This window comes from Mycolicibacterium neoaurum ATCC 25795 (genome assembly GCF_000691525.1).
In the GTDB taxonomy this organism is placed as follows: Bacteria; Actinomycetota; Actinomycetes; order Mycobacteriales; family Mycobacteriaceae; genus Mycobacterium; species Mycobacterium neoaurum.
Window position 1 is genome coordinate 33,460 of record NZ_JMDW01000014.1, and the last position, 25,761, is coordinate 59,220.

24 protein-coding genes are annotated in these 25,761 nt (G+C 66.3%); 16 read left to right on the forward strand and 8 right to left on the reverse strand.

Going from position 1 to position 25,761, the window contains the following annotated elements:
• Positions 1–23: 23 nt before the first annotated feature.
• Positions 24–1,358 carry a cytochrome P450 gene (locus IC40_RS0120550; protein ID WP_030136561.1) on the forward strand — a complete coding sequence of 445 codons (1,335 nt, stop codon included), beginning with the start codon at positions 24–26 and terminating at the stop codon, positions 1,356–1,358.
• On the opposite strand, the gene IC40_RS0120555 is transcribed toward IC40_RS0120550, so the two are convergent.
• From IC40_RS0120555 to bfr, 4 genes are all read right to left on the reverse strand, one after another.
• Complete coding sequence (locus IC40_RS0120555; protein ID WP_042509823.1) at positions 1,347–1,730, reverse strand: hypothetical protein; 384 nt, start codon at positions 1,728–1,730, stop codon at positions 1,347–1,349. The genes IC40_RS0120550 and IC40_RS0120555 overlap by 12 nt on opposite strands.
• 44 nt (positions 1,731–1,774) lie before the next feature.
• Positions 1,775–2,257: a carboxymuconolactone decarboxylase family protein gene (locus IC40_RS0120560; protein WP_030136563.1), complete on the reverse strand. Its 483-nt coding sequence runs from the start codon at positions 2,255–2,257 to the stop codon at positions 1,775–1,777.
• A 42-nt stretch (positions 2,258–2,299) separates the two neighbouring features.
• Positions 2,300–4,366 (reverse strand): MDR family MFS transporter, encoded by a 2,067-nt coding sequence (locus tag IC40_RS0120565; RefSeq protein WP_042509734.1) that lies wholly within the window; start codon positions 4,364–4,366, stop codon positions 2,300–2,302.
• Between the two features lie 84 nt (positions 4,367–4,450).
• Positions 4,451–4,942: a bacterioferritin gene (bfr, locus tag IC40_RS0120570; protein WP_019510040.1), complete on the reverse strand. Its 492-nt coding sequence runs from the start codon at positions 4,940–4,942 to the stop codon at positions 4,451–4,453.
• 466 nt (positions 4,943–5,408) lie between these two features.
• On the opposite strand from bfr, the gene IC40_RS27370 reads away from it, so the two are divergent.
• Complete coding sequence (locus IC40_RS27370) at positions 5,409–5,600, forward strand: (2Fe-2S)-binding protein (protein ID WP_081843500.1); 192 nt, start codon at positions 5,409–5,411, stop codon at positions 5,598–5,600.
• 4 nt (positions 5,601–5,604) lie between these two features.
• Here IC40_RS27370 and IC40_RS0120575 read toward each other — a convergent pair whose 3' ends face one another.
• Entirely contained in the window at positions 5,605–6,360 is a 756-nt protein-coding gene (locus IC40_RS0120575; RefSeq protein ID WP_030136565.1) for an enoyl-CoA hydratase/isomerase family protein, read from the reverse strand.
• Positions 6,357–7,067, reverse strand: coding sequence for a hypothetical protein (locus tag IC40_RS0120580; protein WP_030136566.1), 711 nt, complete (start codon positions 7,065–7,067; stop codon positions 6,357–6,359). Before IC40_RS0120580 ends, IC40_RS0120575 begins: the two co-directional genes overlap by 4 nt.
• Positions 7,068–7,168: 101 nt before the next feature.
• Between IC40_RS0120580 and IC40_RS0120585 the strand changes: the two genes are divergently transcribed.
• Positions 7,169–9,169, forward strand: coding sequence for an FUSC family protein (locus IC40_RS0120585; RefSeq protein ID WP_030136567.1), 2,001 nt, complete (start codon positions 7,169–7,171; stop codon positions 9,167–9,169).
• 7 nt (positions 9,170–9,176) lie between these two features.
• Here IC40_RS0120585 and IC40_RS0120590 read toward each other — a convergent pair whose 3' ends face one another.
• Entirely contained in the window at positions 9,177–9,800 is a 624-nt protein-coding gene (locus tag IC40_RS0120590; protein ID WP_030136568.1) for a PaaI family thioesterase, read from the reverse strand.
• A 144-nt stretch (positions 9,801–9,944) separates the two neighbouring features.
• Between IC40_RS0120590 and IC40_RS0120595 the strand changes: the two genes are divergently transcribed.
• The 6 genes from IC40_RS0120595 (at position 9,945) to IC40_RS0120620 (ending at position 15,375) form a co-directional block, all read left to right on the forward strand.
• A complete protein-coding gene (locus tag IC40_RS0120595; RefSeq protein WP_030136569.1) occupies positions 9,945–10,526 on the forward strand; it encodes a TetR/AcrR family transcriptional regulator in 582 nt (193 codons plus the stop codon).
• Positions 10,526–11,545: a hypothetical protein gene (locus tag IC40_RS0120600; protein ID WP_030136570.1), complete on the forward strand. Its 1,020-nt coding sequence runs from the start codon at positions 10,526–10,528 to the stop codon at positions 11,543–11,545. Before IC40_RS0120595 ends, IC40_RS0120600 begins: the two co-directional genes overlap by 1 nt.
• Positions 11,546–11,563: 18 nt before the next feature.
• Positions 11,564–13,240: a tetratricopeptide repeat protein gene (locus IC40_RS0120605; protein ID WP_030136571.1), complete on the forward strand. Its 1,677-nt coding sequence runs from the start codon at positions 11,564–11,566 to the stop codon at positions 13,238–13,240.
• A gap of 132 nt (positions 13,241–13,372) precedes the next feature.
• Positions 13,373–13,588: a hypothetical protein gene (locus tag IC40_RS0120610; protein WP_019510027.1), complete on the forward strand. Its 216-nt coding sequence runs from the start codon at positions 13,373–13,375 to the stop codon at positions 13,586–13,588.
• Between the two features lie 30 nt (positions 13,589–13,618).
• Positions 13,619–14,098 carry a nucleoside deaminase gene (locus IC40_RS0120615; protein ID WP_030136572.1) on the forward strand — a complete coding sequence of 160 codons (480 nt, stop codon included), beginning with the start codon at positions 13,619–13,621 and terminating at the stop codon, positions 14,096–14,098.
• Positions 14,095–15,375 (forward strand): alpha-amylase family glycosyl hydrolase, encoded by a 1,281-nt coding sequence (locus IC40_RS0120620; protein WP_030136573.1) that lies wholly within the window; start codon positions 14,095–14,097, stop codon positions 15,373–15,375. Before IC40_RS0120615 ends, IC40_RS0120620 begins: the two co-directional genes overlap by 4 nt.
• Here IC40_RS0120620 and IC40_RS0120625 read toward each other — a convergent pair.
• Positions 15,366–16,688 (reverse strand): NAD(P)/FAD-dependent oxidoreductase, encoded by a 1,323-nt coding sequence (locus IC40_RS0120625; protein ID WP_030136574.1) that lies wholly within the window; start codon positions 16,686–16,688, stop codon positions 15,366–15,368. The two genes, IC40_RS0120620 and IC40_RS0120625, sit on opposite strands and share 10 nt — an antisense overlap.
• A gap of 104 nt (positions 16,689–16,792) precedes the next feature.
• On the opposite strand from IC40_RS0120625, the gene IC40_RS0120630 reads away from it, so the two are divergent.
• The 7 genes from IC40_RS0120630 (at position 16,793) to IC40_RS0120660 (ending at position 25,719) form a co-directional block, all read left to right on the forward strand.
• A complete protein-coding gene (locus IC40_RS0120630) occupies positions 16,793–18,952 on the forward strand; it encodes an adenylate/guanylate cyclase domain-containing protein (protein ID WP_042509736.1) in 2,160 nt (719 codons plus the stop codon).
• 4 nt (positions 18,953–18,956) lie between these two features.
• Positions 18,957–20,357, forward strand: a complete 1,401-nt coding sequence (locus tag IC40_RS0120635) for a mechanosensitive ion channel domain-containing protein (protein ID WP_030136576.1) — start codon at positions 18,957–18,959, stop codon at positions 20,355–20,357.
• Between the two features lie 157 nt (positions 20,358–20,514).
• Entirely contained in the window at positions 20,515–21,510 is a 996-nt protein-coding gene (locus IC40_RS0120640) for an esterase family protein (protein ID WP_030136577.1), read from the forward strand.
• A gap of 193 nt (positions 21,511–21,703) precedes the next feature.
• On the forward strand, positions 21,704–22,360 hold the full coding sequence (locus IC40_RS0120645) for a VC0807 family protein (protein ID WP_030136578.1): 657 nt from the start codon (positions 21,704–21,706) through the stop codon (positions 22,358–22,360).
• Between the two features lie 66 nt (positions 22,361–22,426).
• Positions 22,427–24,763, forward strand: coding sequence for an endopeptidase La (gene lon, locus IC40_RS0120650; protein ID WP_030136579.1), 2,337 nt, complete (start codon positions 22,427–22,429; stop codon positions 24,761–24,763).
• A gap of 112 nt (positions 24,764–24,875) precedes the next feature.
• Positions 24,876–25,349: an OsmC family protein gene (locus IC40_RS0120655; RefSeq protein WP_110783347.1), complete on the forward strand. Its 474-nt coding sequence runs from the start codon at positions 24,876–24,878 to the stop codon at positions 25,347–25,349.
• 46 nt (positions 25,350–25,395) lie between these two features.
• The gene (locus IC40_RS0120660; RefSeq protein WP_030136581.1) at positions 25,396–25,719 is read left to right on the forward strand and encodes a TfoX/Sxy family protein; all 324 of its coding nucleotides are present in this window, start codon (positions 25,396–25,398) and stop codon (positions 25,717–25,719) included.
• Positions 25,720–25,761 lie beyond the last annotated feature (42 nt).

A 25,761-nucleotide genomic window follows, 5' to 3' on the forward strand; every position in this document is an offset into this window, starting at 1 on the left:
CGCTCGTCCGTAGACTCATACACATGACCGAATTGGCGCTGCCGCCCGGACCGCCGCTGCCGCCGGGGCTGCAGGCAGCACTGCTGATGAAATTCTGGCCTCGACTCATCGAGGCCTGTCGGCGTCGGTACGGAAAAGTGTTCACGCTTCGCATCGCCTCGATGGGGACGGTGGTCTACCTGGCCGACCCTGCCGATATCAAGACCGTGTTCAGCGGTGACCCAACGGTCTACCACGCCGGCGAAGCGAACTCCATGCTGACCGGATTGCTCGGTGCCAGCTCGGTTTTGGTGATCGACGAAGATGAGCACCGGCGACGACGCAGGATGATGCTGGCACCGTTCGGCCGCGAGGCGGTCGCCAGACAGACCGATGTGATCGCCCGGGTGGCCGCCGACAACATCGAAGACTGGCCCCTACGCCGGCGCTTCGCGGTGGCGCCCAAGATGGCCGAGATCACCCTGGAGGTGATCCTTCGGACGGTGATCGGTGCCAGCGACCCCGATCGGCTGACCGCATTACGGCGCGTCATGCCCAAGCTGCTCAGCGTGGGAACCTGGGAATCACTGGCGATCAGCACGCCGGGCCTGCAGCGCCTGACGCCGTGGCGGCCTTTCGCCGAGCGACTGCACGCAGCCGACGAGCTGTTGTACGCCGAGATCGCCGAGCGGCGCGCCGATCCGGCGCTGGAATCGCGGACCGATGCGCTGGCGATGATGATCCGCACCGGCGAGATGTCCGATGAACAACTGCGCGATCAGCTGATGACGCTGTTGGTCGCCGGACACGACACCACCGCGACCGCATTGTCGTGGGCGTTGGAGAGGCTGACCCGGCACCCGGACCTGCTCGCCAAGGCCACCGCGGCGGCCCGCGGCGGCGATGACGCCTACCTGGATGCCGTGTGCAAGGAAATTCTGCGGATCCGCCCGGTTGTCTTCGACGTCGGACGGGTTCTCACCGAGCCGGTCGAGATCGGCGGGTATCGACTTCCGGCCGGTGTGATGGTCGCGCCGGGGATCGGGCTGGTGCACGCAGATGGCGATCGCTATCCCGATCCCGAGACGTTCGATCCCGACCGGATGCTCGACGCCCAACTGGGCCCGACCACCTGGCTCCCGTTCGGCGGTGGCAACCGGCGCTGCCTCGGTGCGAACTTCGCGCTCGTGGAGATGGCGATCGTGCTACGGGAGGTCTTGCGACGCGTCGATCTGGACACCACGACGGCGCCGGGCGAGCGGCGCCGCATCAAGAGCGTGATCCTGATGCCGCACCGCGGGGCCAGGATTCGCGTGCGCGCGCGGCACGCCGTGGCGACGTCCCCGGGATGCCCGCATGCGGCGGCGTCAGCGCAGTAGCGCGGCACCGGTCACGACGAGCGCCGCGACTTTGACCAGTTCCAACCCGACATAGGCGTAGTGCGCTCGCGACCGAGCGGGCTCGCCACCGCCCGGCGGCGCGGCGAGCACCGCATCCGAACGGCGGCTCAGTCTTGGCCGGACAGCCAGTAGTTGGATCGTCAACATCGTTGCCGCAACAGCGAATCCGATCAGGGCGGGCCCGCGTGCCGACGCAAGCGTCAAGGCCGTGCCGATGAGTACGGCGAGCACCGTCTCGACGACGTTCAGCGCACGGAACACCAGCCTGCCGATACCGAGGCCGATGCGCAGGGTGACACCGGGAGCCCGGAACTTCAGTGGCGCCTCCAAGAAGGAGATCGCCAACACCATGCCCAGCCAGACGAAGGTGAGCGCAGTCGCCCCGGCGAGAACGGTCAAAGGGTGATCTTGCAGGACTGGCCGATGTCGAGAGTGCGCAGCATGCGACCCATCCCGAGCCACATCGCGCAGGACAGTGCCAGATCGGTGAGCAGTTCATCGCTGAACTGCTCACGGCAGCGGGCCCAGAAATCCTCGTCATCACGCAGACCGGTGTGGTCGCCGGCGAAACGTTCGGCGAACTCGGCGGCGACCCGCTCCTGGTCGCTGAACCCCGGCCAGGTCTGCCACACCGCCGCGTGGTCATAGAGGTCTTCATCGACCCCGGCCGCCGCGCCCTCAGAATCGCGGGTGTTCTGGCACACCACGCACTCGTTGTTCAGTGCGATCACCATGCGCGCCAGCTCCCGCACCCGCATGGGCAGCCGGTTCTTGTTGTAGACGGCGTGGGTGTAGCCCGCCATCGCCATCCCGATATCGGGTGACTTGGTGATCCAGGCGGCGGCATCGTCGTCAGCGAAATCTCCGATACGGCTCATACGCGCAACCGTACGCCGCCGACGAACGAAGTGGAACGTGTTCTAGTTCTTTGGTGGGCCGGCGGTGGCCAGTTCGTCGCGATCCTCCACCCATTGCGGCTGCACCATCATGCGGTGGGCGATCCGCTCCAGTGCCGCCTCCACCTGGAGCCGATCGGGCCGAGCGGCGAACCGCACGCCCGTCGCTGCGCTCGCCCCGGTGAGGCGGTCGATCAGCTTGCTCACCAGTGCATCGATGACCACCTGAACCTGGTCAGCCCCGGCTTGTGTCAGCCAGAGCTGGTCACCGGTGCGCAACGCGTATCCGGTATCGACACAGCGCTGGAAGGACGGCTCAAGCACCTCGGCGGGAACGCGTCGCAGATCGGCGATATCGGTCAGGGTTGCCGACCCGTAGACCTGGTTGTGCCGGTATATCTGCACGACGGCCCACAGCCTGGCGATATCGAGTTCGCACCCGGGATGGTCGGTGAGCCTGCGCAGGCGGATATCCGGCGAGTCCCGGAAGATGCGCGCCACCGCCATCTCCAGTATCTCGTCGGAGGTCTCCAACGTCGGCATGCCGAACCCTTCGCCGAGATCGGATGCCGAGACCGTCTCCATCTCACGCAGCGGAACCTCTTTCAGGAACAGCGAGACGATGAATCCCACGAAGGCCACCGGGGCCGCGCACAGGAAGACCATGCCGAGGGCATCGGCATAGGCGTCGATGATGGGGGCCGCCATCTCTGGCGGTAGTTCGCGCAGCGCCTGTGGCGACTCCGCGGCGATCGGGGGCGCGCCGCTGTCAGCCACCGCCTGGCCGATCCGGCTCGACAGGAAGTTGGCGAACAACGACCCGAAAATGGCAGCGCCGAAGGAACTTCCGATCGTCCTGAAGAACGTGACTCCCGATGTCGCCACCCCGAGATCGGCGAAATCGGCGGTATTCTGCACCACCAGGACCAGCACCTGCATGCACAATCCGATACCGGCACCGAGGATGAACAGATACAACGACTGCATCCAGAACGCGGTGTGCGCGTCCATGGTGGACAACAATGCGAATCCCACGGTCATGACAGCTGTTCCGGTGACCGGAAAGATCTTGTACCGTCCGGTGCGGCCGACGATCGAACCGCTGCCGATCGAGGTGATCAGCATGCCGACCACCATCGGGAGGGTGCGCAGACCCGATACGGTCGCCGATACGCCGTCGACGAATTGCATGAACGTCGGCAGGAACGTCATCGCACCCAGCATCGCGAAACCGACGATGAATCCGAGCACACAGCAGACCGTGAACACCTGTCCGGCGAACAGGCGGATCGGCAAAATGGGTTCCGGTGCACGACGTTCCACCCACACGAAGATCGCCAACGCGATCACCGAACCGGCGAACAGACCGATGATCACCGGCGATGTCCAGGCGTATTCACCGCCGCCCCAGCTGGTGGCCAATGTCAGACCGGAGGCGCCGAGACCGACCAGAGCGATACCGGCATAGTCGATCACCGGGCGCGAGGCGCGAGCCAACGCCGGGATGGCGACTGCTGCAACCAGGAACACCACCACCGCGACCGGCACATTGATCCAGAACGCCCAGCGCCACGACAGGTGATCGGTGAAAAACCCTCCGAGCAGCGGGCCGATGACCGTGGTGACACCGAACACCGCGCCGAGCGCACCTTGATAGCGACCACGGTCGCGGAGCGGGATCACCTCACCGATGACGGCGGTGGCGGTCACCATCAACGCACCGCCGCCGACACCCTGCAAGGCGCGCGCACCGACCAACATCGCCATCGAATCGGCCAGCCCACAGAGCACCGAGCCGAGCAGGAAGAACGCCACGGCGACCTGGAACACGGACTTCCGACTGAAAAGGTCGCCCAGCTTGCCCACGATCGCCGTCGCGATGGTCGACGCGAGCAGGTAACTGGTCACCACCCAGGACTGATGTCCCGCTCCCCCGAGATCAGATACCACCGTCGGTAGTGCGGTCGCGACGATGGTCTGGTCGAGCGCCGCCAGCAACATGCCCAACAACACCGCAACAAAGATGATGTTGCGGCGCTGCGGGCTGATCTGTGCGTCGGCGGCACTCGACCCGGTAGCAATGGCCGTCACGATTCCCCGGTCCTCCCCGACCCAGCGAAATATTAGCCTTGCTATCTAATATACCGCGGTCGGTGAGCCGGACGACCGCACGCCCTAGGCGGTACCCACACCCGGCGGCCGCGACACACATTGCGCGGAGTAGAGCTCTTCGCCCAGCTTGTCCATCAATTCCAGCTGGGTCTCCAGGTAGTCGATGTGGTTTTCCTCATCGGCCAGGATGGTCTCCAGGATGCCCGCCGACGTCGCGTCACCTTTCTCGCGGCACATCATGACCCCGGGGCGAAGACGTTCGACCACCTCGTACTCGATGGCCAGGTCCGACTGGAACTGCTCGCGCAGCGTCTGCCCGACTCGCAACGAGAACAGTCGCTGATAGTTGGGCAATCCGTCCAGAAGCAGGATGCGGTCGGTGATCGTTTCTGCGTGGCGCATTTCTTCGAAGGATTCTTCGCGGGTATGACGCGCCAATTCGGTGAATCCCCAATTGTCCTGCATTTTGGAATGCAGAAAATATTGATTGATCGCCGTGAGTTCGCTCGTCAGCTGCTCGTTGAGCAGTTTCAGAACATCCGGATCGCCTTGCATATCGCTCCTAAGCACCTTGAGGGCTGTCAAGTGTCGCCAAAGCCGTGCGCACCTGAATCTAGTCCAGCGCGAAGGCCGCAGCGAGGGTGTCGACGGCGGTTTGTCGGAGAGATTTCCGCCGCTACGGCGTGCCGTAGGCAAGGCAAACCCAAGTATCCGAACATCTTATGGACTGGCTACCCTTACTTAGGTTACGATGACCTAACTTGCATCCGGCGCCGGCGACAGCGTCGCGGGACACGCGAAATCGGAAGGGGAATCATGACGCAAAGCGCGGATTCCTCACCCCATTCGGCTATTGACCGGCGCAATTCGGACCAGTTGTTCACACCAGCGGCGCCACGACACCCGATTTCCGATTTCGCGCGTAATTCGTTGTCGATGAATGGCACGCTTTCGGCAGGTCACCGTGCGCTGCATTTGTCCGATAGCCCGCTCGGCAACGTGAGCACGGCGGCCTGATCCGATGTTCGTCTGCCTGTGCACCGGCGCCACCACCCAGGCGGTGCATGACGCCGTGGCTGCAGGCGCTACGACGTCTCGACAAGTTGCCGAGGCCTGCGGGGCAGGCTCGGACTGCGGCCGGTGTCGCCGGACGGTGCGGGCGATCCTGGCCGCAGCCCGCACCACCGAGTGCCCGGTGCACGCCGCGGGTTGACCTATCAGCCGCGCCCGGCGTTGAACGACGCCAGCGCGTCGACGTTGGCGGCCTGACCCAACAATTCGGCGAACAGTGCGTTCTCGCGCTCGGACGCCGCGGCGATCGCCGGACGGATGGCTTCCATCATGGTCTGCTTGACCGCCATCAGGCTGTTCAGCGGACGGGATGCCAACAGCTCCGCATGAGAACGCGCCTCGGACATCAGTTCTGCGGGATCACAGACCTTGAACACCAGTCCCATCCGCAGCGCCTCGTCGGCATCGATCCACTCCGAGGACAGCAACAGCCACGCCGCATTCTGCCGTCCGATCAACCTGGGCATCAGATAGGACGAGGCCGCCTCGGGCGGCACACCCAGACTGGTGAACGGGCACTTGAGCCGCGCGGTGTCGGACATGAAGGCCAGATCGGCATAGCCCAGAATGGTTGCGCCGATACCCAATCCGAGGCCGTTGACGGCGAGGATCAGCGGTTTGGGGAAAGCCGTCAGCGCTTCGATCAGCCCGCGGAAGCCATGTTTACCGGGCGTGTACTCGGGGTCGGTGACCAGCTTCTGCATCTCGACCAGGTCGTTGCCTGCGCTGAAAGCCCGGCCGGCGCCGGTCATCAGGACCACCGAGACCTCGGGGTCTTCTGCCGCCGCCAGCAAGGCCTCCGTCGTCGCGTCGTACAGCGCCTCGCTGAACGCGTTGAGCGCCTCCGGTCGATTGAGGGTAAGGGTCCGGACCCGGTTGTCATCCGAGATCAAAAGTGTCACGCGTGCAGCGTAAGCCCCTGGGCCGAACAGACGTACCGACTGGTGGGTACCGTGTCGATATCGCGGTCCGCGCCGAACCTCGCGACGCTGGCCGCCATCCGCCCCATCCGGTCGGCGAGATCGCTCTGATCGGCGGCACCGAAGAAAGCCAGCAGATCCGACACCGCCTCGATCGGGAACAGTTCCTCGACGATGGCGTCGATCACCGGCGCATCGGCGGTGATGGCGCGGACCACGGTGTTCTGGGTGTAACCGAAGGTGGCTTGCGTCTCGATCGCCACCGGCGTGTGGTCGATATGCCAGCGCGACAACCACGTCGCGATGTCCAGATCCGCGGGACGGCGCAGCAGCGCCACGTTGGCCAGACCGGGTGTGCGCGCACCGGCAGGCACCTCCGGGGCGGGCAGCGGCACCGACTCGGTCACCAGGTAGGCGGCCAACATCTCACATTCTTCGGAGAGCCGCTGCAGCGCCGCCGCGACCGCGCTCCCGTAGTACTGCTGGGTCCAGATGCTCACCACCGCGACGACCGGCGGGTCGAGAGTGGTCAGCGTCATCATCGACGCACGCACGTCGTCATCGCGGACGTTGATCGTCAGACCGCTAAGACCCAACCCGGACAGGTCGGCGGCCACCTCAGTCCGCAACCGCAGGCACCACTGCTCGTCGGCGGCCGAGCGGCGCAACGTGATCATCACCTTTTCCACGAGCAGAACGTAGCAACCGCAGCCGGTTTCGACGATGACAACGGCGCGCGGGAAGTGACGATCGCCGGTGTTACGGGTGCGGCTGGGGTGACAATGGCGTGATGACGACGAGCCGCCGGCTGCGCCTGACCCTGTATGACTCGGGTGCAGTGATCCGCAGCCTGGTGGGTGTCGTCGCGATCACGATGCCCGCGATAGTGCTCGGGGTCCCGGCCCAGTTGTCGGCGGTGGCGAGCGCCGCGATGGCCGGAATCGTGGCCGGCGCCAGTGCTTTACAGGACAGTCCCCGGGGCCGGTTCCCGATCGTGGTCCTCGTCTCGGCCGAGATGGCGGTCGCGGTCCTGCTGGGCGCGCTGGCAGGCGCCAGCGATCTGGCCCTGCTCATCGCCCTGGCGTTCTGGTGTGTGGTGGCGGGCTTGCACTGGGCGCTGAGCGCCAACGCTGGTCTGGTCGCCGCGGCAGGCGCGGCGCTGTTGCTGACGGCCGAGCCGCCGGCGACGGTTTCGGCGGCAGTGAGCGCGTCCGCGCTCGCGTTGACCGCCGGACTGACCCAGGCCGTGCTCATCGCGCTGTGGCCGCAGCGCCGATGGCGTGACCAACGCAACGCCCTCACCCGGGCCTATCTGGCGCTGGCCAGCTATGCCGAAGCCGTGCTCACCGATCCGGGCGCCGAACCGGACGATGAGCCGCTGCTGCGGCTACGGGAGGCCTTCACCGTCAGCGAGGCGATGGCCAAACGCCGGCCGCCGATCTACCGCGGCTGGTACGGCCTGCCCGAACGCATCTCGGAGTCCCTGGCCGGCTTGCGCGGATACGCGGACGACGAGGACGTCGCACGGCTGCTGCGCGCTGCTGCCGATCTGCTGACGGTCATCGCATACGCCAGGCGCCGCTCTCGGCACGACCTCGCCCTCGCCCTCGGCCGACTGGAGGGCTCGGCGCAGGCCGTCGACGGCCCGGCACACGACACCGCCATCCGCCTGGTGGGCCAGCTGCGTGAGGCGGTCGAATTGCGCTACGGACAGTTCGAACCCGAGCAGGTCGCCCACCTGCGCAGCCCGGGTCTGCCGCACGCCCTCGCCGCCGCCGTCGACCTGATGCGCGAACAGACAAACCGGTACTCACCGATCCTGCGACACACGATCCGACTGGCCGCCGCCACCGTCATCGGGGTGGCGGTGTGGCGTTTTGCCGGCGTGCCGCACGGGGCATGGATAGCGCTCACCGTTCTGATGGTGTTACGGCCAGAGACCGCACACACCTACACCCGCTGCGTGTGGCGAATAGTCGGCACCGCCGCCGGGGTGGCACTCGGGGCCATCATCGTCGCGGTGTTGGGACCCTCGCCGATCGCGTCGATGATCCTTGCTGTACTGCTGATCGCGTCGGCGTACGCCAGCGCAGAGGTCAGCTATCTGGCGGTGAACACGGCGATCGCCGCGGCCCTCGTCCTGCTACTCAACACCGGCGGCACCGGTGATGCAGCCGCCATTGCCGACCGCCTGCTGGCGGTACTGATAGGCGGTGCGCTGGCAGTGACGGTGCACGTCGCCCTACCGGACAACGCATTGGTGCGGTTGCGACAGCGCGCGGGCGAGTTGCTCAAGACCGAGATCGACTATGCAGCCATGGTCGTGCGGGCATTCGTGCACGACCTGGATCATCCCAAGGAGTCGCTGGAGTCGGCGTGGGCAAGGGCGGTCAGTGCGCGCACCGCGTTCGAGGCGACCGCCGGGGCGACGGGAACCGACTGGCAGCAACTACGTCGATGGATGCGCTCTTACCGGGCGGCGTTGAACGCGGTCACCACCTCGTGCGCCACGCTGGAGGCCAACCTGCCTGCACATCCGCCGGCCGACCTGGACCGGGAGTTCGTGGCGGCAGTCGACGAATACGTCAAGGCGTTGTCGGGTGATCCCGCCACCCCCGCCGCGCCCTGGCGCGTCGATACCGACGCGCTGCTCGCCGCCAATACCGGCGTGCGGACCGCGGCGGCGCTGCTGACCGACGCCGATGGCGCCGAGCGGGTACTCGTTGCCGAGATCGCCACCATCACCGCGGTGGTCACCGAGGTCGCAGCCAGCGATATCGAGGTGGGCTGAACCGGCGTCACTCCCGAGCCCACCTGGGTTGGATGAACACCCCCTCGGCCTGCACCGTCGCCCCGGAGCCGTCCGATAGCGTGCCCGCGGCAAAGGTTTTGATGCCCTCGGTACGTACGATCGCCGCCTCGGCGCGCAGCGCACCCAGCGGTGTCGGCCGCAGGTATCGCACAGTGATGGTTCCGGTCAACCGGGGGCTGGTGGCAGGGCTGGCCGCCTCGCCGAGGACGTGATCGAGGATGAGCGCGGCGATACCGCCGTGCACATGTCCCGGCGGGCCTTCGTAGGGTGCGCCGAGCACGAAGTCGGCCGCCACCGAGCCGTCGTCGCCGCGGCGAACCGTCAACGGCGGGGCGATGGGGTTGCGCAGACCGATCACGGCGTTACCCCAGGGCATCCGGTCGCCATGGGCGGTGAATCGCACGCCGAATGCACCTTCGAGCTGGTTGGTACGCAGGGCCGTGGTGACCTCGTCGATGCGTGCCGTGGCGGCCGCCACGGTGTCGGCATCGGCCTCCGTGCGGATGGTCGCATCGACGAGCTGACGAACCGACTCGGTGAGCGGGCCGAAGATGCTGCGCAGCCGTTCGACCTCCTCGGTGCTGAGGTCCTGGTGGGTGAAGTCCAACATCCCAGAACTAGAACATGTTCTAGCGATGCTGTCGAGCCACCTCCTAAAACCCGGAGCGTCGGGTCACACGACAGCGCCCGCGGTGGTATAGATAACCTAAGCTTTCGTGGTCAGGTGTCTACGAAATGCATTACCCTCGCATCCATGGCTGCACGCACACACAGTGCGGACCCGCGCGCAGAGCGGGTCCGCACCCTTCTCCACGAGGCCGCCTTCGCGCTGGCCCACGAACATCCGGTCGACGAGCTGACCGTCGCCACCATCGTCGGCCGCGCCGGCGTGAGCAGGCAGGTCTTCTACCAACATTTCCGCGACCGTGACGACGCGGTCGCGGCCGCCTTCGCGGTGGCATTCGTACAGGCGACCACCGATATCGGGGACGACCCCCGGGTGCGCATCACCCGGCTGTTCGACTTCGCCGGGGAGCATCGCGAGATGTACCGAAACGTCATCCCCAGCGCGGTCACCCAGCGGGTCGTCAACGCCTTCCGCGCCGAACTGGCACCTGCTTGCGCCGAGATCGCCGCACAGGGCATGTCGGTCATCGCGCCGATGTCCGGGCTCACCGTCGAAGCGGTGACCCGCTTCCTGGTCGGAGGGTTCATGGAGGTGCTGCGATCGTGGATGGAGGCACCGGACCAGCGTGATGCGAGTGATCTCCGTGAGCGTGTGACCGCCGCGTTCGACACCGTCAACGCCCTGCTCACACTGCCGGGACGAATCTGATGGCCAAGCATCGCGACGCACCTCCGGTCGTCACCGCGACCCAGGTCCGCAACGTCGCACTCGCGATGGGCGTGTTCACCGCCCTGGTGTTGGCCATGATCGCCAGCTACGCCGGCGCGTTCGCCAAACCGACTCTGCGCCATATGGATATCGCGGTCGCCGCGCCCACCCAGCTGGTCGAGGCGATGCAGGCCAGACCGGAGCTCGCCGTCACCGCGGTCGCCGACGACGGCGCCGCCCGCGATCTCGTGCTGCAGCGAAAAGCCGACGCCGCGTTGGTCGCACGGCCCACGGGAACCCTGGACATCTACGTCGCCGGCGGCGGCGGCCGCAGCGTGGCCACTGCCGCCGAGAGCGTGGGCCGCAGCGTGGCGGCCGGAGCCGGACTGACCCCGACTGTCACCGATATCGCGCCGACCTCGGCGGGTGACCCGTCCGGCACCGTCGAGTTCTATGCGGTCATCTTCGTCTCGATCGGCGCCTCGGTGGGAGCGGCGGCGTTCGGGCGACTGGTCGGCGCCGTGCACCGTCCTGCCACCCTCGCGTTGCGGACGGTCACGCTCTGCTGTTACGCAGCACTGCTGGCCGGTGTCGTCACCGTGTATGTCGATAGCGGGCTCGGGGCACTGACCGGTCATCCCTGGCAGGTTTTCGGGGCGTTGTGGCTCTACGCCATGGCGGTCGGCGGCGCGGTGACCGGGGTCGCGGCCGCCTTCGGCACCGTGGCGGCCATGACGGTCACCGCCTTCCTGGTGGTCGTCGGCAATGCTGCGGCGGCCGGCCCGATCGGCCGACCGCTGTTGACCGGTTTCTACACCTTGTTCAACCAGATCGTGCCGCAGGGTTCGGGAGTCTCGCTGCTGCGCAGCATCGAGTACTTCGACGGTAACGGTGCGCTGACACCCTTTGCCACGCTGATGATCTGGGCCACCACCGGACTTGCGCTCGCCGCGTTGGCGACCACCGTGCGCACACCGGCCGTCGAGCGTCTGCGCCGTCGCGCCGGCTCGCGCGGCTGACCCCACTATGGTTGGTCGATGGATGCGGGCTACTACAACCTGGGCAGCTACCGACGCCCGGTCGACACCGATTCTGCACAGGCGCAGTTGTGGTTCGACCGGGGTCTGGTATGGGCTTACGCCTTCAACCACGACGAAGCGGTGCGCTGTTTCGAACGTGCGCTGGAACACGACGGTGACCTGGCCGTCGCCCGTTGGGGCATCGCCTACGCCGTCGGCCCGAACTACAACAAGGCCTGGGATGCCTTCGATCCCGTCGAACTGGACGAGGCGTTGCGGCGGGCGCGCGCAGAGTTGGCCTCGGCCGCAGCGGGGCGGGCTTCGGCCACCGAACGCGCCCTGATCGACGCCCTGTCGCTGCGGTTCCCGACCGACGACCCGTCCGATGACGCCGCGCTGCGCGGCGCGCACGCCGCCTACGCAGACGCAATGGTGTCGGTCGCAGCGCGCTTCCCCCACGATGTCGACGTGCAGGCATTGGCCGCCGACGCGTTGCTCAACGTCAGCGCCTGGGAACTCTGGGACAGCGCGACCGGTCAGCCGGCCCCCGGCTCGCGGGTGGAAGAGGCCACGGCGATCCTGGAGGCGGCTCTTGCCGGGACCGCCGGACAGGCACATCCCGGGGTCTTGCACCTCTACATCCATGCGATGGAGATGTCGGCTCACCCCGAGCTCGCGTTGCCCGCGGCCGACCTGCTCCGCGGCCTGGTACCCGATGCCGGCCATCTGCAGCACATGCCCAGCCATATCGACGTGCTCTGCGGCGACTACCGCGCCGCGGTGGTGGCCAACCAGGCCGCCGTGGCCGCCGATCGGTTGTTCGTCGCCGATGCCGGGCCACTGAATTTCTATTCGCTCTACCGCGCCCACGATCTGCACTTCGTGGTGTACTCGGCAATGTTCGAGGGCCGGTTTCAGATTGCCCACGACGCCGCGCGTGAGCTCGCAGAACAGCTCACACCCGAACTGCTCGCCATCCCCTCGCCCCCGATGGCCGACTGGCTGGAGGCGTTCGCCGCCCTTGAGGTTCACGTCCTGGTGCGGTTCGGCCGGTGGTCCGATCTGATCTCGCTGCCGGTGCCCGATGACGGTGCGCTCTACTGCACCACCACCGCGACGGTGCACTACGGCCGCGGGGTCGCCTATGCCGCTACCGGTCAGCTACCTCAGGCATACATCGAACGTGATGCTCTCGCAGCCGCTTACGCGCGGATTCCCGATACCCGCTACCTTTTCAACAACACCAGCCGCGATATCCTCGCCATCGGAGTCGCCATGCTCGACGGCGAAATCGCTTATCGGGAAGGGCGATTCGACGACGCGTTCGCCCGGCTCCGCGATGCCATCGCCCTCGACGACGCGCTGCCCTACGACGAACCCTGGGGCTGGATGCAGCCGACACGGCACGCCTACGGCGCTCTTCTGCTCGAGCAGGGCCGGGTGTCCGAGGCCGCCGAAGTGTACGCAGCGGATCTCGGTCTCGACAGCACTCTTCGCCGGTCGTGCCAGCATCCTGGCAACGTCTGGAGTCTGCACGGATACCACGAGTGCCTGCAACGTCTCGGCCGTGATGCAGAAGCGGCAATCATCGGCCAGCAGCTGATGTTGGCCCGCGCCCGCGCCGATGTTCCCGTTCTCGCGTCCTGCGCGTGCCGCCTCGATGTCACGGCAGGGCCGGAGACGTGTTGCGAATAGGTGAATTTAGTTGGCAGTCAACGTGTCATGCAACCAACGAGGCCCCGAGCCACTATCGTGTGCGTCAGGAAAAGAACCGGGGGCCCGCGCAAGCCGAGTGCGCTCCCGCCCCTACCTGTGGAGAGGACAACGATGTCCAACGAACGCCACCTGGCGCACCTCCGTTCCAAGGACGAGCCACTGGTCGCACTGGTCGGGATGATCCGGCACGCAGTGAGCGACCCGGTCCGTTCCGCCGGCGGCAGCAAAGCCGATGTCGAGGCCATCGCCGTCGCGGCCGCGTACGCGGCGTGGTGCTGGGGTGCGGCCACCGACGAATCGGCACCCCAACCGTTGCGCTGCGGTTGACATTCCTCCCCGCTGGGTAAACTCGCCCGCGTGGCGATCACCGACGCGGATCTGGAATTCCTTCGGCGGTGTGTCGAACTGGCACGCGACGCGCTGGACCTCGGCGACGAGCCCTTCGGCTCCCTACTGGTCGACAACACAGGTGACACCCTGTTCGCCGATCACAATCACGTCGGCAACGGTGACGCCACCGAACACCCCGAGTTCGCCATTGCCCGATGGGCCGCCGAGCACCTCTCCCCCGAACAACGTGCGAGCGCCACGGTCTACACCTCCGGTGAACACTGCGCCATGTGTTCGGCCGCACACGCATGGGTGGGCCTCGGGCGCATCGTCTACGCGACATCGGCCCGGCAGCTCAGCCAGTGGTGCGCCGAGTGGGGTACTCCCCCGGCGCCGGTCGCGCCACTTCCGATCACCACCGTCGCGCCGGAGCTCGTCGTCGACGGCCCGGCGCCGCAACTGCATGACGAGATGCGTGCACTCTACGAGCGGGCGTTCCGGCCATGACCGATCCCGACTGGGTACGCCACGTCATCTGGTGGCAGATCTATCCCCTCGGGTTCGTCGGTGCGTTTCCCGCCGATCCCGCACCGACGGCCGACGAACACCGTCTGCTGCGGATCATCGACTGGCTCGACCACGCACTGGAACTGGGTGCCTCCGGCCTGGCGCTCGGACCGGTGTTCAGCTCCCGGACCCACGGTTATGACACCACCGATCACTTCCGCATCGATCCACGCCTGGGAACCGATGCCGATTTCGACCGACTCATCTCCGAATGCCGTCGGCGCGGGCTCAGGGTATTGCTCGACGGTGTGTTCAACCATGTCGGCACCGACCACCCGCGCTATCGCGACGCGGTCGCGGGCGGCCCGAAGGATTGGTTCCGTCATGGCTCGGACGGTTTCGACACCTTCGAGGGTCACGGCGAATTGATCGCGCTCGACCACAGTGATCCCGAAGTCGTGGCGCACACCGTCGAGGTCATGAACCACTGGCTCGATCGCGGTGCCGACGGTTGGCGCCTCGATGCCGCCTACGCGGTCGATCCGGAATTCTGGCGGCAGGTCCTACCGCAGGTTCGTCGCCGCCATCGCGACGCCTGGTTCCTCGGCGAGGTCATCCACGGCGACTACGCGGCGCAGGTGAGCGCCGCCGGATACGACTCGGTCACCCAGTATGAACTGTGGAAGGCAGTCTGGAGTGCCCTGAACGACAAGAACTTCCACGAACTCGACTGGGCGCTGCAGCGGCACAACGACTTTCTCGATTCCTTTGTGCCGTTGACGTTCATCGGTAACCACGATGTCACCAGAATCGCCAGTCGCATCGATGATCCCCGGCATCTCGAGCATGCTCTTGTGCTGTTGCTGACCACCGGGGGCACGCCGAGCGTCTATGCCGGTGACGAGTGGGCCTGGCACGGCGTCAAGGAAGAGCGCGTCGGCGGCGATGACGCGATCCGCCCCGAGTTCGGCGCGCCGCCGATCCCACCCGTTGACATGACGCGGCTGTACCAGTACCTGATCGGCCTGCGCCGGCGAAACCCGTGGCTGCACAACGCCCGTACCGAATCACTGAGCCTGACCAACACCGGTTACGCCTACCGCGTCGCTGCCGATGGACGCGCGATCGTGGTGGCCCTCAACGTCGACGACGCCCCGTTGACGGCAGGGTTGCCCGGAACCGGGCGGGTGATCGCGGGATCCGGAGCCCCGCCTGCCGAACGTGTCGACGAACTCATCGTGCCGCCGCACGGCTGGGTGATCGTCGACTACGGCTGATCGTCCTTGGTCCACGTATAGGGCTGTTCGGGCACACCGCGATCGCCGAGCATGAACGTCCGATGCTCACGCTCGTCGCGCCCGATCGCCGCCATCCACGTCAGCACCGTGCTGACCCGGTTGTGCACACCGGTCAGGAACGCGATGTGGATGAAGCCCCACGCCATCCAGCCCAGCCGACCCGAGAGCTTCACCGGGCCGACCTGGAGCAGCGCATTGCCGCGGCTTATATAGGCCGCCGAGCCGAGATCGCGGTACCGGTAACTGCGGCGCGGTTTACCGGCCAGCTGACGACGCACGCACGAGGCGACGTGCAGACCGCCCTGCATCGCGTTCTCCGCCACACCGGGGTAATCGCCCCCGGCCAGGTCGCCGATGACGAAGACCTCGGGATGACCGGGCACCGACAGATCAGGTTGGACGTCGATCCGGCCGGATCGATCGGTCTTGGCGCCCAGGACTTGCGCCGCATGCCGGGCGAACGGCACCGCCTCGACACCGGCGGTCCACAGGACCGTCCGTGCTTCGTAATGCTGTTGCGGTCCGCCGGACTTGGGCGTGACCGTCACGCCGTCGCGGTCGACATCGGTGACGTGGACGCCCATGTGCAACTCGACACCGAGCGCCTGCAGGGTGCGGGTGGCCTTCTCGGTCAAGCCCGGGGCGAACGACTTCAAGACCCGGTCACCACCGTCGAAGAGCAGCACCCTGGCGTCCTCGGGTTGGATGCTGTGGAACTCGTTGGCCAGTGTCCGCGAAGCAACTTCGCGGATCTGGCCGGCGATCTCGACCCCGGTCGGCCCACCGCCGGCCACGGCGAAGGTCAACCAGCTGTCCCGTTCGCGCCCGGCCGGCAGCGTCTCGGCGATCTCGAATGCGGTGAACAACCGCTGCCGGATGCACAGCGCGTCATCGAGTGACTTCATCCCCGGTGCCCACTCGGCAAAACGCTCGTTGCCGAAATAAGACTGCTGCATGCCCGCGGCGATCACCAGGATGTCGTAGTCCAACGTGTAGGTCGATTCGTCGGGACGCAACGCCGTCACGGTCCCGGCGTCCGGATCCAGCTGGACAGCTTCACCGAGCAGGGTGCGCACGTTGGGGTATCGCGAAAGCTCCTCGCGCAGCGAGTGGCTGATCTGACCGATGCTCAGCGTTCCGGTGGCGCACTGGTAGAGCAGCGGCTGAAAGATATGTCCTGCCGCACGGTCGAGCAGTGTTACCGACGCGTCGGTGCGGCCTAGCCGGCGGGCGCAGAACAAACCGCCGAACCCGCCCCCGATGATGAGCACCCGGAGTTGCTGGTCGTCCATCATCACCACAGTAGCCCCACGGTGCGGTGCGCCGATGTCGCGCCGCTGTGCAATATCGCCAAGCAGAGCGCAATACGGGCGTACAGAGCTAGGCTCCCGAATTGATGACCACACCTGAGCGCCCTGAGCCTGCATCAGACGGCGCAATTTCCCCGCTGCGACGCCGCCGCCGCGTGCGGTCTCGGATGAGCATCCAATCCAAGTTGCTGGTGATGTTGTTGGCCACCAGCATCCTGTCGGCAGCCGTCATCGGTTATGTCGGATACCAGTCGGGGCGAAGTTCGCTGCGCGATGCCGCCTTCAACAGACTCAACGAGATCCTGTCCTCCCAGACCAGGCAGTTGGAGGCCGAATTCCGCTATCTGCGCGAATCCCTGGTCATCTACACCCGTGGCTCCACCGCCCAGGAGGCTGCCCGCGCCTTCACAGCCGGCTTCGACGATCTGGCCGCTGCGCCGGTGACGCCAGCCGACGACGCCGCGATCCTGAATTACTACAAGAGCCAGTTCGCCGAGCTGACCACCGAGGTGACCGGCCAGGACATCGACGTCAGTGGACTGCTGCCGACCTCACCGGCGCAGCGCTATCTGCAGGCGCGCTACACGGTGCCGTTCTCGAACTGGGATGAGTCCCTGAAGAACGATGACGCCGGAGATGGCAGCCAATGGTCGGCCGCCAACGCCCGTTTCAACGATTTCTTCCGTCAGATCGTGAGTCGGTTCAAATACGAGGACGCGCTGCTGCTCGATACGCGCGGCAACGTCGTATACACCGCGTACAAGGGTCCGGACCTCGGTACGAACATCCTCACCGGGCCGTACTCCGGCGGCTCGCTAGCCGGCGCCTACCGCGATGCACTGAACTCCAATGTCGTGGACTACGTCGGGGTCACCGACTTTTCCTACTACCAACCATCGGCCGAGCCTGCGGCCTGGTTGCTGTCGCCGATCGGATCCGGCGGCCGGATTGCCGGGGTTCTGGCGTTGCAGTTCCCCACCGGCGGGGTGAACCGCGTGATGACCATGGACGGCGACTGGCAGAAAGCCGGCATGGGCGAGACCGGTGAGACCTTCCTGGTCGGGCCGGATGGCCTGATGCGGTCGAATTCACGCATGTTCGAGCAGAACAAGGATGAGTTCCGCAAGCGCGTCATCGATGGTGGGACACCGCCTGACGTCGCCGATCGATCACTGATGAGCGGTACCAACATCCTGGTCCAACCCATCGACAGCGAAGCGACGCGGCGTGCGCACCGAGGCCAGTCCGGCACCATCATCGAAACCGACTACTTGGCCAGCGAAGCACTGCAGGCCTATGCGCCGGTGAACCTTCCTGGCCTGGATTGGGTCGTGGTGGCCGACATCGATGCCGACGAGGCCTTCGCCCCGGTATCGACATTCACCAGGACATTGGTGTTATCCACCGCCGCAATCATTTTCATCGTCTCGATCGCATCGATGCTGCTTGCGCGGCTGTTCATCAGACCGATCCGGCGGCTGGAGGCCGGGGCGCAACAGATCAGCTCCGGAGATTACGGGGTGACCGTGCCGGTGCAGTCCAAGGACGAATTCGGTGATCTCACGGTCGCATTCAATGCCATGAGCCGGAATCTGGCCATCAAGGAGGACCTGCTCAACGAGCAGCGTCAGGAGAATGACCGGCTACTGCGGTCGTTGATGCCCGAACCGGTGGTCGCCCGCTACCGCGGCGGTGAGGAGACCATAGCCCAGGATCACCGCGACGTCACCGTCATATTCGCCGGGATCGCGGGCCTGGAGGAACTCTCCGCCGATCTCAGTGCCGACGAAGGGCTCTCCCTGGTCAACCGGCTGGTGCGGCAGTTCGACGCCGCTGCCGAAAGCCTGGGTATCGAGAAGGTGCGAACCCTGCACAACGGTTATCTGGCCAGTTGCGGACTGAGCGCTCCCCGACTCGACAATGTACGGCGCACCGTCGATTTCGCGGTGGAGATGAAACGCATCGTCGACAGGTTCAACACCGAGACGGGTCATGCCCTCCAGCTGCGGGCGGGTATCGACACCGGAACCGTCACCAGCGGCCTGATCGGCCGGTCGAGTCTCGCCTACGATATGTGGGGCACCACGGTCGACCTGGCGAACAGCATGCAGAGCGGGTCGTCGCAACCGGGCATCTACGTGACATCGCGGGTTCACGACGCAATGAGCAGCACCCGGGATTTCACCGCCGCCGACGCGGTGGAGATCGCCGGCCGGTCCGAGCCGGTCTGGCGACTGGCCGAGTAACACGATGGCCGAATTGTTCGACACCTCATGGTTTCTGTGGGCCCTCGGTGTGTCCATCGGTCTGCCCATCACGCTGGTGCTGCTGACCGAACTGCGCAACGCGCTTGCCCGCCGCGGCAGCGCGCTCACCAGAGCGGTCGGGCTGATACGCAACTACGTCGTGCCGCTGGGCGCGCTGCTGCTCTTGTTGACCCAGGCCAACCAGGTGTCCCCGGACGCGACTCCGGTGCGCCTGATCGCCACGGTGTTCGGTTTCGTCGTGCTGATCCTGCTGCTCTCGGGGTTCAATGCCACCCTGTTCCAGGGTGCACCGGAAGGCAGCTGGCGCAAACGGATTCCGTCGATTTTCCTCGACGTCGCTCGCTTCGTGGTCATTGCCATCGGATTGGCGATGATCATGTCGTTCATCTGGGGTGCCGATGTCGGCGGACTGTTCACCGCCCTCGGCGTGACCTCGATCGTGCTGGGTCTGGCATTGCAGAACGCGGTCGGCCAGATCGTCTCCGGTCTGCTGCTGTTGTTCGAGCAGCCGTTCCAGCTGGGTGACTGGCTGGACACCCCCTCGGCACGTGGCCGGGTGGTCGAGGTCAACTGGCGGGCGACCCACGTCGACACCGGCGGTGGCGGGCTGCAGATCATGCCCAACTCGGTGCTCGCCGCGGCATCGTTCACCAATCTCAGCCGGCCGCCCGGGGACCATTCCATCTCGCTGACAAGTGTTTTCGGTGCCACCGATCCTCCCGACCAGGTGTGCGCACTGCTCACCCGGATCGCCGGAACGCTGCCCCAGGTGCGGCCAGGGGCAATCCCCAAAGCGGTCTATATCGGCGGGGCGGAGTACCGGACGACCATTCCGTTGCGTTCCCCTGCCGATGACGGTGCCGCGAAATCTACGTTTCTGCGCTGGATCTGGTACGCGTCGCGGCGCGCTGCGCTTCATCTCGACGAGGCCGACGACGACTTCGGCACACCGGAGCGGATCGCGCACTACCTGCACGTCGTCGGGTCCACCCTGCGCCTGCACGAAGACGATCTTGCCGAGATCGCCCCGCATTTCCGATTGGCGCGCTACGGCAGCGACGAGACCATCCAGTTCGCCGGTCAAGTGCCCTCGCGGATGAGTTTCATCGTCGGCGGGCACGTGCGTCTGACCTCCACCCGTGATGACGGTGCGATCGTCACCGTCGCCACGCTGGAGTCCGGGGATTTCCTGGGACAGACCGCGTTGACCCGCGAGCCGGTGCTTGCCGCCGGCCATGCCGTGGACGAGGTGACGATGCTGCAGATCGACCGCACACATCTCGATGATCTGGTCATGCGCGAACCCCTGCTGCTGCAGGAGATCGGCCGGGCCATCGAAGACCGACGCGCCTCGATGCGTCGGGCGATGGCCGTCACCGAGTAGCCGCTCACTCGGTCTCGACGCCGAGTCGGAATCGTTGCCCAACCGCGATACACCACGCCGCGCTGGTACGCGTGTGACGCAAGTGGCCCGTGTTGAACTACCCATCGAAGAAAGCAACGGCGATTGCTTGGACACGAAAGGTGGGTTTGTTGCCGTTATGAAGACCATCAGGAAAATCCGTGGCGGATGGCTACGCAGACTGGCGGTGGTTGCCGCGTCGATGCTGGCGCTGCCCGGGCTGATCGGTTTCGCCGGGGGTTCGGCGACTGCTGGTGCGTTCTCTCGACCCGGGCTGCCCGTCGAGTACCTCGACGTGTTCTCCCAGTCGATGAACCGCAACATCCGGGTGCAGTTCCAGGGTGGTGGGCCGCATGCGGTCTATCTGCTCGACGGCCTGCGCGCCCAGGATGACTACAACGGCTGGGATATCAACACCCCGGCATTCGAGTGGTACTACCAGTCCGGTCTGTCCACGATCATGCCGGTCGGCGGTCAGTCCAGCTTCTACGCGGACTGGTACCAGCCCTCGAAGGGCAACGGGCAGAACTACACCTACAAGTGGGAGACCTTCCTGACCCAGGAGCTGCCCACCTACCTGGAGACCGTCAAGGGCGTGTCGCGCACCGGCAACGCCGTGGTCGGCCTGTCGATGGCCGGTAGCGCATCGCTGAACTACGCGATCCACCACCCGCAGCAGTTCATCTATGCCGCATCCCTTTCCGGCTTCCTCAACCCGTCCGAGGGTTGGTGGCCGATGCTGATCGGGCTGGCCATGAACGATGCCGGCGGCTTCAACGCCGAGAGCATGTGGGGCCCGTCCTCGGACCCGGCGTGGAAGCGCAATGACCCGATGGTCAACATCAACCAGTTGGTGGCCAACAACACCCGCGTCTGGATCTACTGCGGCACCGGCACCCCGTCGGACCTCGACGTCGGCGCCAACACCGGCAACCTGATGGCCGCACAGTTCCTGGAGGGCTTCACCCTGCGGACCAACGTCAGCTTCCGGGACAAGTACGTCGCAGCCGGTGGGACCAACGGGGTGTTCAACTTCCCGTCACAGGGCACCCACAGCTGGGGCTACTGGGGCCAGCAGCTTCAGATGATGAAGCCTGATATCCAGCGCGTGTTGGGAGCCCAGGCCGTCGCATGATGACGGACTGACCCGACGCACCAAAGACCCAGGGAGCCTGCCGTACCCCCCGAACGGCAGGCTCCCTGCTTTGTGTCTGTTCACGAGAGTGACGTTTCTGCGCCGTCCATGGTCTGGGCAGCGCAGAAACGTCACTCTCGCGGCTCGTGGACGTTGACAGCCGATCGTCAGCATCGCCATCTAGCATCTGCGCGTGACCCCGGTTCTGCGCGGCATACTGCTCGACATCGCCCCGCCGCTGGTCGCCTACTACGGGTTGCGCGCCGCGGGGGTGTCCGAATACCTGGCCCTGCTCATCGCGACGCTGCTGGCCGGCGCCAAGGTCGGCTACGACGCGATCCGCGCCCGCCGATTGGACCCGTTCGCCGGCTACCTGATGCTCAACTTCGGCTTGAGCCTGGCCGTCGGCCTGGCGACATCGGATGCCCGGATGCTGATGGTCGGCGACACCCTGGTCGGCGGCATCGGCGCACTGATCTTCCTGGGCAGCTGTGTCCTCGGTAAGCCGTTAACCCAGGTGGTCGCCGAGCGCGTTGAGGGTGGTGACCGCTCCCCCGAACCCGGCGAGGCGGCCTTCAAGCACCGGGTGCACATTCTGCTCTCTGCAGTATGGGGAGTCGGACTTCTCGTCGGCACGTTCGTCAGCTTGGGCATCATCTATTCGTTCTCGGTCGACGTCGGCAAGGGCCTCAACACGGCGGTGTCGCTGGCCGTCATCGGGATCCTGATCCTGCTGACAGTCGTCATCGCCAAACGAGCCCGGGCGCGATGGCAGCAGACGGACGAGTCGGCGGTGCCGTCGGCCGATCCCCCGGCACCGCGACCCGGGTGTTCGCCCTCAGCGCAGTGATCATGCTCCGGGAACAACCGAGGACCGCTCCGGGTTGAGTGCATCAGAATCAACTTTGGAGGTTTGATGTCTGAAGCCATCGCAGTCCCGGTCCTGTTCGTCAGCGAGCCCATCGTGCTGCCCGGCATGGTGGTGCCCATCGAGCTCGACGACGCTGCCCGTGCCGCGGTCGACGCCGCGCAGGCCAGCGAGACCGGCAAGCTGCTCATCGCACCGCGCCTGGATGACCGCTACCCCACCTACGGGGTGCTCGCCTCGATCGTGCAGGTGGGCCGCGTTCCCGGCGGCGGCGCGGCCGCCGTCGTCAAGGGCGAGACCCGCGCACACATCGGCTCCGGCACCACCGGACCCGGCGCGGCGCTGTGGGTCGAGGTCGAGCCGATCGCCGATTCGGAGGTCTCTGCGGAGACCAAGGCCCTGGCGGCCGAGTACAAGAAACTACTGCTGGCGATGCTGCAACGCCGCGAGGCCTGGCAGATCGTCGACGTCGTCAACAAGATCACCGACCCGTCCGCGCTGGCCGATACGGCCGGCTACGCCTCATACCTGAGTGATGTGCAGAAGCGTGAGCTGCTGGAGACCTCTGATGTCGAGCGTCGACTCCGTCTGTTGATCGATTGGACCGGTGAGCACCTGGCCGAGGTCGAGGTCAACGACAAGATCGCCGAGGACGTCCGGGCGGGGATGGACAAGCAGCAGAAGGAATTCCTGCTGCGCCAACAGCTGGCCGCGATCCGTAAGGAACTGGGCGAGCTGGGTCCCGACGGCCAGGAGGGTGAGGACGACTACCGAGCCCGCGTCGAGGCCGCCGAGCTGCCGGAGAAGGTCCGCGAGGCCGCGCTGCGTGAGGTCGGCAAGCTGGAACGCGCCAGCGACCAGAGCCCCGAAGGCGGCTGGATCCGCACCTGGCTGGACACCGTGCTGGACCTGCCGTGGAACGTCACGACCGAGGACTCGGCCGACCTGAAAGCGGCCCGCGAGATCCTCGACGCCGACCACCATGGCCTCGAGGACGTCAAGGACCGCATCGTCGAATACCTGGCGGTGCGGGCGCGGCGCGCCCAGCGCAACATGTCCGTCGTGGGCGGGCGTGGCTCCGGCGCGGTCATGGTGCTGGCCGGTCCGCCCGGGGTGGGCAAGACCTCGTTGGGTGAGTCCGTCGCACGGGCCTTGGGCCGCAAGTTCGTCCGCGTCGCCCTCGGCGGCGTGCGGGACGAGGCCGAGATCCGCGGGCACCGGCGAACCTACGTCGGCGCCCTGCCCGGCCGAATCGTGCGGGCCATCGGGGAGGCGGGGTCGATGAACCCCGTCGTGCTGCTCGACGAGATCGACAAGGTCGGCTCCGACTACCGGGGCGACCCGTCCTCGGCGTTGTTGGAGGTGCTGGATCCGGCGCAGAACCATACGTTCCGCGATCACTACCTGGAGCTCGACCTGGACCTGAGCGATGTGGTGTTCCTGGCGACGGCCAACGTCATCGAGAACATCCCGTCGGCACTGCTGGACCGCATGGAGCTGATCCAGATCGACGGTTACACCGAGGACGACAAGGTGGCCATCGCGCGGGATTACCTGCTACCCCGGCAGGCAGAGCGAGCCGCTCTGGCCGATGGTGAGGTCACGGTGACCGAAGCCGCGCTGCGCAAGATCGCCGCCGACTACACCCGCGAGCCGGGTGTGCGCCAGTTCGAGCGGCTGCTGGCCAAGGCATTGCGCAAGGTCACCACCAAGCTGGCTGGAGGGATCACCGGCCTCATCATCGATGAGCCGGATCTCGTTGAGTACCTGGGCCGTCCGCGGTTCACTCCAGACTCCGACGAGCGCACCGCGGTGCCGGGCGTGGCGACCGGTCTGGCCGTCACCGGACTCGGTGGTGATGTGCTCTACATCGAGGCCGGTTCGGTCGAGGCAGAGCCGGGATTGAAGCTGACCGGGCAGCTGGGTGACGTGATGAAGGAGTCGGCGCAGATCGCCCTGTCCTACGTGCGTGCCCATGCCGAACAGCTCGGCGTCGACCCGAAGGCGCTGGACCGGCAGATCCACGTGCACGTGCCCGCGGGCGCGGTGCCCAAGGACGGCCCGTCGGCCGGTGTGACCATGGTGACCGCCCTGGTCTCCATGGCGACCGGGCGGCAGGTCCGCGGCGACGTGGGCATGACCGGCGAGGTCACGCTGAACGGTCGGGTGCTGCCCATCGGCGGTGTGAAGCAGAAACTGCTTGCCGCACAACGGGCCGGATTGAGGACCGTCTTCATCCCGCAGCGCAACGAACCCGATCTCGACGAGGTGCCCGAGGAGGTTCTGGCTGCGCTCGATGTCCGGCCGATGACCGATGTCGCCGAAATCGTCGCGTTGGCACTGGAGCCGGCAGCCGAGAGCGCGACGGCCACGGCCGCGGCATAACCCGACGAGCGTGCGTGTTTGTAGGTCTTGACACGGTGTGTCGACCAACGGGCATGCACGCTCGCCGGCGTCCGGACCACCTGGGACCGGCGCTCGGGTGGATCCCTACCGTATGAGCATGGCCGGCAAGACGCACCGCTACGAACTGGACATCACCTGGACCGGTAACACCGGAACCGGCACCAGCGCTTACCGCGCATACGAGCGCGCCCATGAGATCAGCGGGACCGGCAAGCCGACGATCCCCGGCAGCGCGGATCCGTCCTTCCGCGGCGATCCGCAGCGGTGGAACCCTGAAGAGCTATTGGTCGCGTCCCTGTCCCAGTGCCACATGCTGTGGTTTCTGGGGCTGTGTGCTCAGGACGGCATCGTCGTCACCGACTACACCGACCATCCGTCGGGCACGATGACCGAAACCGAGGACGGCGGTGGGCATTTCACCGAGGTGGTGCTGCGACCGGAGGTGCGGGTCGACGATCCTCGGCACCTCGATGCGTTGTCCGCAATCCATGAGCGGGCCCATCAGCTGTGCTTCATCGCGAATTCGGTCAATTTCGACGTCCGCTGTGAGCCTGGCACTGCTTAGAATCTCGACATGACAGACCTGACCGTCCGGGCGGCACCGAACTGACATGGCCTATGACCTGGATCTGGCGGAGCGCGTGCGGGAGCTTGTCGGCGGGGCCGATGAGCGGCGGATGTTCGGCGGGCTGGCCTTCCTGGTGAACGGGCACATGGCCGTCTGCGTATCCGGTCAGGGCGGACTGATGGTGCGAGTGCCCGCAGAAGAGACCGGCGCCCTGATCGGCCGCGAGCATGTCGAGCCGATGGTGATGTCGGGGCGCGAGGTCCGTGGCTGGATCCGGGTGTCGACCGCCGGTGTTTCCGATACCCGCAGGCTGCGATCCTGGGTGGATCGTGGGATCGCGTATGCGAGGTCACTGCACCCCAAGTAGCCCCCAAAGTAGCCGACGTTTGTGCCGTACCGCCCTGGGTAC